9 protein-coding genes are annotated in these 7,521 nt (G+C 30.3%); 2 read left to right on the top strand and 7 right to left on the bottom strand.

The window, feature by feature from the left end; genetic code table 11:
• The 7 genes from Q0C58_RS04810 to Q0C58_RS04780 all read right to left on the bottom strand — a co-directional run.
• Positions 1 to 1,646 (bottom strand): AAA family ATPase (locus Q0C58_RS04810; protein WP_290698196.1); only part of this gene is annotated, 1,646 nt, incomplete at its 3' end.
• 32 nt (positions 1,647 to 1,678) lie between these two features.
• Positions 1,679 to 2,197: a hypothetical protein gene (locus Q0C58_RS04805; RefSeq protein WP_290698194.1), complete on the bottom strand. Its 519-nt coding sequence runs from the start codon at positions 2,195 to 2,197 to the stop codon at positions 1,679 to 1,681.
• A 45-nt stretch (positions 2,198 to 2,242) separates the two neighbouring features.
• Positions 2,243 to 3,298, bottom strand: a complete 1,056-nt coding sequence (locus Q0C58_RS04800) for a hypothetical protein (protein ID WP_290698193.1) — start codon at positions 3,296 to 3,298, stop codon at positions 2,243 to 2,245.
• Between the two features lie 172 nt (positions 3,299 to 3,470).
• Positions 3,471 to 3,803: a type II toxin-antitoxin system PemK/MazF family toxin gene (locus Q0C58_RS04795; protein ID WP_290698191.1), complete on the bottom strand. Its 333-nt coding sequence runs from the start codon at positions 3,801 to 3,803 to the stop codon at positions 3,471 to 3,473.
• A 3-nt stretch (positions 3,804 to 3,806) separates the two neighbouring features.
• Entirely contained in the window at positions 3,807 to 4,049 is a 243-nt protein-coding gene (locus tag Q0C58_RS04790) for a CopG family transcriptional regulator (RefSeq protein WP_290698189.1), read from the bottom strand.
• Positions 4,050 to 4,292: 243 nt separating this feature from the next.
• Positions 4,293 to 4,703 carry a hypothetical protein gene (locus Q0C58_RS04785; protein WP_290698187.1) on the bottom strand — a complete coding sequence of 137 codons (411 nt, stop codon included), beginning with the start codon at positions 4,701 to 4,703 and terminating at the stop codon, positions 4,293 to 4,295.
• A 241-nt stretch (positions 4,704 to 4,944) separates the two neighbouring features.
• A complete protein-coding gene (locus Q0C58_RS04780; RefSeq protein ID WP_290698185.1) occupies positions 4,945 to 6,288 on the bottom strand; it encodes a microtubule-binding protein in 1,344 nt (447 codons plus the stop codon).
• A 169-nt stretch (positions 6,289 to 6,457) separates the two neighbouring features.
• Here Q0C58_RS04780 and Q0C58_RS04775 point away from each other — a divergent pair, with 169 nt between their 5' ends.
• Positions 6,458 to 7,237, top strand: a complete 780-nt coding sequence (locus tag Q0C58_RS04775; protein WP_290698183.1) for an MBL fold metallo-hydrolase — start codon at positions 6,458 to 6,460, stop codon at positions 7,235 to 7,237.
• Between the two features lie 46 nt (positions 7,238 to 7,283).
• The gene (locus Q0C58_RS04770; RefSeq protein WP_290698181.1) at positions 7,284 to 7,484 is read left to right on the top strand and encodes a hypothetical protein; all 201 of its coding nucleotides are present in this window, start codon (positions 7,284 to 7,286) and stop codon (positions 7,482 to 7,484) included.
• Positions 7,485 to 7,521: the final 37 nt, after the last annotated feature.

Genomic DNA, 7,521 nt, shown 5'->3' with positions numbered 1-7,521 from the left:
AAGAATGGAAATATTTTCTGAATTTCTAAATATAAGTTAGCAAAAAACTCATGCTCTGTTACCTTGTTTCCTTTTTTGGCTTTTTCGTAAGCTTCTAAAACTCTAGCCTCACTTGGTTTTTCGACACTATTTAAAATATCTCCCATATTTTTTGCTAGGCCTTGATCTTTAAGATATTCATAATCACTAGGACTTGACATATTTACAAAATCTGGCATTGTTTTATCCAGTTTCCTCCACCATAAATGATCTTGGTCTAAGAAATCATGTTCTGAACGTGCACCATCAATTTTAAAACGACCTTGTACACGAGAAATCACAGCTTTATCTAACATTTCTGGCAAATTGGTGAATAATCCAATAGAACTATTACCATAATTTACTGCATAAGCACCTTCTGTATATCTAAGAAAAACACCAATAACCTCTTTTACACCTGCCGAAACTCCTTGTGATGTTCGCTCTTGTAAATTATTTTCTGCATCATCAATTGATGCAAAAATTAATTTTGAAGAATCTTGCATTGGCTTCATCCATTCTACCATTTTCTCGGCACTACCACCTTGAAAAGTACTAATTAAAGTATCTGGCATTGGATGGAATAAAAACGGAATATCTAAATTATCTGCATGTTCTTTTAGTCGTGTAGCAATAGCAGCAATAAGCATACTTTTTCCTGTTCCAGGAATACCATAACCCATAAAAACTGGCATAAAACCACCTAGTTCTTGAAACGGATTTTTCTTAGCCTCGAAATCGTAACTCAGCATACGCTCAGTTAAACGTCTTGCAAAGTGTTTTGCATCTCTGTTTCCTACAATTTGTTCAAACTGAATTTTATTAAACTCAATACTTTTTGCAGTACCAGAAAACACATTATCCCAACCTGAAATAGCAAACTCACTGTTTTCTAACTTGTAGGTTCTATCTACAATAGTTTCTGTGTATTCTAAGCTGCTTTTACGAAGTTGAATTTCGGCTATTAGTGCTTCAAAATAAACAACAGCAAAATCGATAACATCTTTATCTATTTTAATAATATCTGGATGTCCTAAATATTTATCGAAATAAAATAAACTACATGCAATACCTTTAAGAGGTGACATAATAGACACTTCTGGTAAGCCAGCAAATTTTTGTTTCATTACAGATAAATCGTCTGAAGCATGAGGCTTTAAATTATGAAGAATATGGTATGCCATCGAGAACAACATAAATGCAGTAGAGGTTTGCATCTTACTTTCGTATTCACGTTTTCCGTTAGAATCTAAAGCAGAACGACGCTCGTGTAAACTTGATAAACCTGAAGCATCATAATAACTATCCTTTACCCAAATACCCAAAGCAATACCTTCTTGCACTGCAAAAAGTGTTTGGTTTAAATGCACAGGAATAGCAATAGAATCTGGTAATAGTCGCTTTTTAAGCGCCAAAATGGTTTTTGAAACTGAAGTTATTTCTATAGCTCCACTTCCATTATTAGCACGAGACAAATACAATAGAATAGATTCGCCTTTTGCATCTTTATCTTTATTTTTAGCTCTTGCACCTTGTTCCCATTGTACAGATTTTAAATAACCGCTTGCTTCATCGCGAAGCATGTCTAGTTCGTTTTTTTTAATTGGGAAAGTGGAATTATGCTCCATATTTTTTTCTTTAAGCTTTAAAACTTGTTTGTTTAATATTTACTTCTAGCTTCTATTTTAGAAAATCTATTATAACTAATACTACCCATAAAAATTTGAGAGTAGATAATTTGTTCATTATTAATATTCAATTTAAGTCTAAATTGAGTTTCAAAATCACCTTTATATTTATAAATTGGAATCATTAATTTATAATTATCCTTTAAGTTTAATGTGTAAAAACAATTTCCACATTCAGAATACATTTGTTCTTCTACAGGCAACCATTCACCATCTTTGTTTTTTGCCTCTTGAATAATTTTAAGAGAACCACATATTAAATCTATTTCAACATCTTTTTTTGAATTATTTACTAAATAACTAACAAAAAAAATTTTAGGATTATTCTCTTTTACCTCAATAAAAGAATCTTCATCATTACTATCAACTTTAGGAATTTTGTTTAAGTGAAATTCAAAAGCTAAGTTTTTATAAATATTTTTAAGTTTTTTATCAACTTTTATAGATTCAGAACATTCATAATCACCAAATAAAGATTGTTGCGCGTTCAATGAAACACATATAAAAGCAAATAAATAAAAAAATATTTTCATGAATTACTTCATTTTAAGATCTGCTACTTGAAAAGGTGGCTTTGCCAACTTATTCATAATTTCAGGATTCTTGTTATATAATAATTGAATAATGCGATGTGGTGCAAATACATATTTTTGCTTAACGATATCGCTCCATTTTTGTAAAGTTTGCTTAGAAAAATAGCCGCCTTCTTTAAATTCACTCCCAGAAAATACTTCGTCTATTTTAAAAGACAAAGCGTAAGATTCTAAAGGCACTTCTTTTTTAGCAATGCTTTCTAAAATGCTATGCGTTAATGTGTTTTCGTCTTTGGCAAAAATATTGTGAAATGGACCTAAATCGATACGTTTTATATGCTTTGGCATTACATTTTTTAAACGTCTATCTATACCATAAGCCATAGTATCTAATGCCATTTTTCTATCTGCTACATTTTTTAAAGTCTCATAGATTTCTTCTTTCTCGCTTTCTGGGTTTTTTCCATCGTAGTCGAAATACATAAAACAAACAAATGGTCTGTTTAGCGACACATCGTAAAAGCTCCAACTTACCATGTATTCTGCTTGACTTCCTGCTTCGGCTTGAATTATTTTACCTTGTACAAAACGATTAAATATAAATTTTTGTTCTACTGATGTATAATAGACTATTGATGCTGCTTGAAACAGTTTATCTCGTCTTACAGGTTCTTTTTTATGCATTAATTGCGTTAAAAAGTCTTCTTGCAATTCACTAACGTCTTTTAACTTATTTAGGTAATTATCTCGTAATGAGAGATCGTTATATAAATAACGAAACTCTAGATAGTTTGGAAAACCAGAATCGGTTAAATCTACTTTCATATTATCTTCGTCATCATACATGTATTTTACACGCATGGCTTCTATAGAATATAATAGTAAATCGCAGTATTGCTTAAAATAAGTAGTCTCTTGTTCTGTACACAATTTGTTGAATTGCACACTTGTAATAAGCTCCTTTAAAGCAAAATCTACTTTTTTATGATAGAACACGTATTGATCTTTACTGTCTAAAACAGCAGAATCTAATGGTGTTACTATGTGGTTTATTGACATATTTTAGTTTACAGTTAGGAGTGAGAAATTTTTAATCGATTCTACATACTTATGTTTACGCTTCTTTGTATTATTACACTTAGATTCGCTTTGTTGTAACAGAGATTCAAAGCGTATTTTTAGGTGTTATTTAAACTAGTGTTTTCATAATTTAAAGGTGTTACAATTTTATTTAAAATTTAAGAATATCGTTTAATGTTTTTTTAATAGTCTCAACATCTTTAAGTGCTATGCTTCCAATTTTTTTATCCAGTCTTGTTTTAGAAACCGAACGCACATGAAAGGTTAAAACTTCTGATATAGCAGACAACCCATTTTTTTTATTAGGCTCAATAATTAAATTGCCTTTATAATTTTTAACACTTGTAGTTAAAGGACAAACAATAACCACTTGTAAATAGGTGTTTAACATATTACCACTAATAACTACAGCAGGTCTTCTACCACTTTGCTCACTCCCTTTTGTTGGATTGAGATATAATTCCCAAATGTCTCCTTGTTTCATTATTTAAGATTCTATCTCGTTAATTGTATTGAAATAGTCCAGTAAGCCCTCTTCTGCAACTAGCATTAAATCATCGTCTTTACCAGCTTCTTTGTAAGACTTAATATAACTTGCTTTTTCTAATTGCTCTAAATAAAGCTCTAAAGCATTTTGTAACAGTTTATTTTTAGGAAGCTCTAACTCTTTAGCCAAGCTAGCTAAGCGCTCTAAAAGTGTGCTTGGTAAAGAAGATGTGAATGTTGCCATAATAAATATGTTTTTTTTGTAAATATAATAAATATTTATAATTTATAAATACGAAACATAAATAAAATTTTAATGAATCATATTTTTTTATTTGCTGTCTAAAACAGCAGAATCTAATGATGTTACTACATAGTTTATTGACATTTAGTTTAAATTATTTACTGATAAAATGAAATGCTCTTTCTAAATCTTTTTTCAAACGTTTTACGCTAACTCTCATAAATAAATATGGTATTCCAAACATTAAACTAGCATGAAATAATATAGCGACAATAATAATTCCACCTTCATTTCGGAAAATTTCAAGAAAAAAACACTAATAAATACTGAATAAAACATTATTGCTGATACAATAAAAAAATACATTTTATTATTAATCCCTTTAATTTCTGAATTTATTATAAGCTTATTTTCAATTTCTTTAAAAGAACCTAATGCTTTAGCTGTTGAATTTCTTTTAGAATCTAAAAAGCGTCTTTTACGCTTTATAATAAATCCTTTATTATCTACTTTTCCTTTAAACTCTTTTTTAGTTGAAGAAAAAATATCTGAAAAATCTGAAAAAATTCCTAAATCAGAAATCTCAATATGATTTCTTAAAGCTTTCACAAATTCTAATTTAGAAATATTTAACTCAACATTTAGGTTATCCATAAGTTTAATCTTTTTTAAAAAATCACTCATAGTAAGTTGCGTTAAGGATTATTCATCTATTATTATTTTTATAAAGTTGAACTCATGAATGCAAAGCATTTGAAACGATCTGTTTGAGCTTCTCGAAGAGAGCGAGTAGTGAAAGCCTGACCTACTTTTGCTATTAAAAGCAAAAGCAGGAAACGCCCTAATACTTCTCGATACAATTTTTTCGTGCCTCAAAAATCACTCGAAGCGACAATTAACCTAGCAAATCGTCGTCGCTAGTGTCTTCCTTTTTTGGAGCTGGAGCATCGTCACCATCGCCTGAAGGTGCATTAGCATCTGCTGAGTAGTAGTCCTCAAACATTTCTTTCATGTCGATTCCGTAACGCTCTGCAAAATTCTTTTGGATGTCTGTATCTTTAGCTCTAATCTCTTGTAAAGCCTCTGCATAACTACCATAAACACCTTGCATCACTTTTTCGTGCACTGGAATATTATCCATCATTTCTTGACGTGCTTTTGCACTTGCTGTATGCATAGATGCTAGAGTCGCACCAATGTGCTCATCGGTTTTTACACCTAAATGTTCTAAAATGGCTGCAAATTCTTGATCTGTTCTTGCTTTTAAAGCCACAACGTAACCATCGTAATATTTAAGACGCTCGTCTGTATCACTCTTTAATTTTGCACGATGCGTTTGTAAGTTTGAACGTAAAGACGTTAATACTTTAATAGTTAAATTATGCTTGTGAACAAAACTATCTTTTGAAGCAGCTAAAGTTGTGTAAGCGTTTTTAAGACCTTCCAATTCTTCAACTTTCTGTTCTAAAGTTGTAACTTTAGATAAAGCTTCAGAATATTCTGTAGATTGCTTATCTGCAACCTCTTCTAAAGCTTGACGTGATTGTTTTAGTAAAGCGTAATGCTCTTCTAATTTTGCTTCTGTTTCTTTCTTTTTCTCTAATGCTTTTGTATGGTTTTTTGAAGCCTCTACAATAGCATCTTTAAGCTTTTCTTCTACTTCCTTAATTTCTACTTCACGGTTTTTTAAACGTATTACTGCAGCTTGAGATTTGTAAGACAACTCGCTTAACAGTGTTTGCACATCTGCACTTTCAATACGTTGTTGAAACATTGCTTTAGCTTTATTGTCTGCTCCTGCACGTGTTTTTTCAACATCTTTTAAGGCTTGCTCTGCTTTAGCTATTTTACTTTTTCGTCCCCAAAGATTATTCCACCAAGTATCTGGTGTTTTTTGCGCGTCTTCTAATTCTATTTTAGAACGCTCTAATGCTTTTTGCGCATCGTCGATAACTTTTTGTTCGTCTGCGTTAAGCGATGAGAAACGCTCGAATAGAATACCAACTTCGTCTTGGTAGTCTGTTAAATCTTTAATAGCATCTAAAAGTGTTGTTCTATCTTTCTCTGCCATATCCACAACATTATCTAGTGTTGCGTTTAGAATTTTCTGACGACTTTCGGGATCGTCTTCTTGGGCAAGCTTAGATTTCATGGTATCTATGGCTTTTCCCCAGTTAACATCTACTTTTTCGGTTTTCTCTTGTGAATTAGTTTCTAATAAGTCAAAATCATCAGCCATAGGATATATTCAGTTTTAAAGTTTTATTTTTTTTGGTTAAGCAATTTCGTTAAAAAATCTTACTTCTGAAATAAAATCGCATACTTATATGTATTAAATTTATTTAAATGTTACAATTTTAGTATATGAAATAAAGAAATTATCTTTAGCACTTATAAAAAATCTAAATATGAAAATTAAATATTACCTTATTATTACTTTATTTATTTGTTTATCTGCATGTAAAAATGACAAACAAACTGATGTTAATAGTTCTGAATCCATCTCTAAAATTTCTGAATTAAAAATAACTCCAATTGAGCATGCAACAATGGTTTTAGAGTATGATGGAAAAACTATTTATGTAGATCCAACAGGCGGAAAAGAAGCATTTATAAATTTCCCAAAAGCTGATTTTATTTTAATTACAGATATACATAGTGACCATATGCATTTAAATACTATCGAATCTTTAGACTTAGATAGTGCCAAAATTATTGCTCCTGAAGCAGTTGCCGAAAAGCTTCCTAAAGGTATTAGACTAAAAACTACTTCTATGATTAATGGTAGTAAAGAAGATTTTAAAACTTTTAGCGTAGAAGCTATACCTATGTATAATTTACGAGAAGAAGCACTAAAGTTTCATCCTAAAGGAAGAGGAAATGGCTATGTTTTAACCTTTGGAAAAGAGCGCATTTACATTTCTGGAGATACTGAAGATATTCCTGAAATGAGAAAACTACAAAATATAGATAAAGCATTTATTTGCATAAATTTACCTTATACCATGACTGTTGAAAGTGCTGCAGATGCTATTTTTAGTTTTAAACCTAAACAAGTTTATCCTTATCATTATCGTGGTACTGATGGTTATAGTGATGTAGAAAATTTTAAATCTATAATTAATAGCAAAACAAAAGATATTGAAATTGTACAATTAGATTGGTACCCAAATGATAATGAAAAGTAATTAAGAATTTATATATTTGATTTTAATTGCTTAATCAATAATGATTTTGATATCTACCAATATACTTCTTATAGCAGCAATAGCTTTATTTGTTATTATTTATACACCGCTTTTTTTACAAAGAATAAAACTTTCGAAAGAGAGAAAAACTCTTGATGCTCAAGACAAAAAAATTAGAGAGATGAATAACAAGCAAAACGGAGACAAAAAATACAAAGACTTTACAGATGGTCACATGTACCAATAATATTTTAAAACATAAAAAAGCAGACTAATTAGTCTGC

The organism is Lacinutrix sp. (genome assembly GCF_023299985.1).
GTDB lineage: Bacteria > Bacteroidota > Bacteroidia > Flavobacteriales > Flavobacteriaceae > Lacinutrix.
Note: the sequence above shows the minus strand (reverse complement) of the source record. Positions and strands in the feature narration are given on the sequence as shown.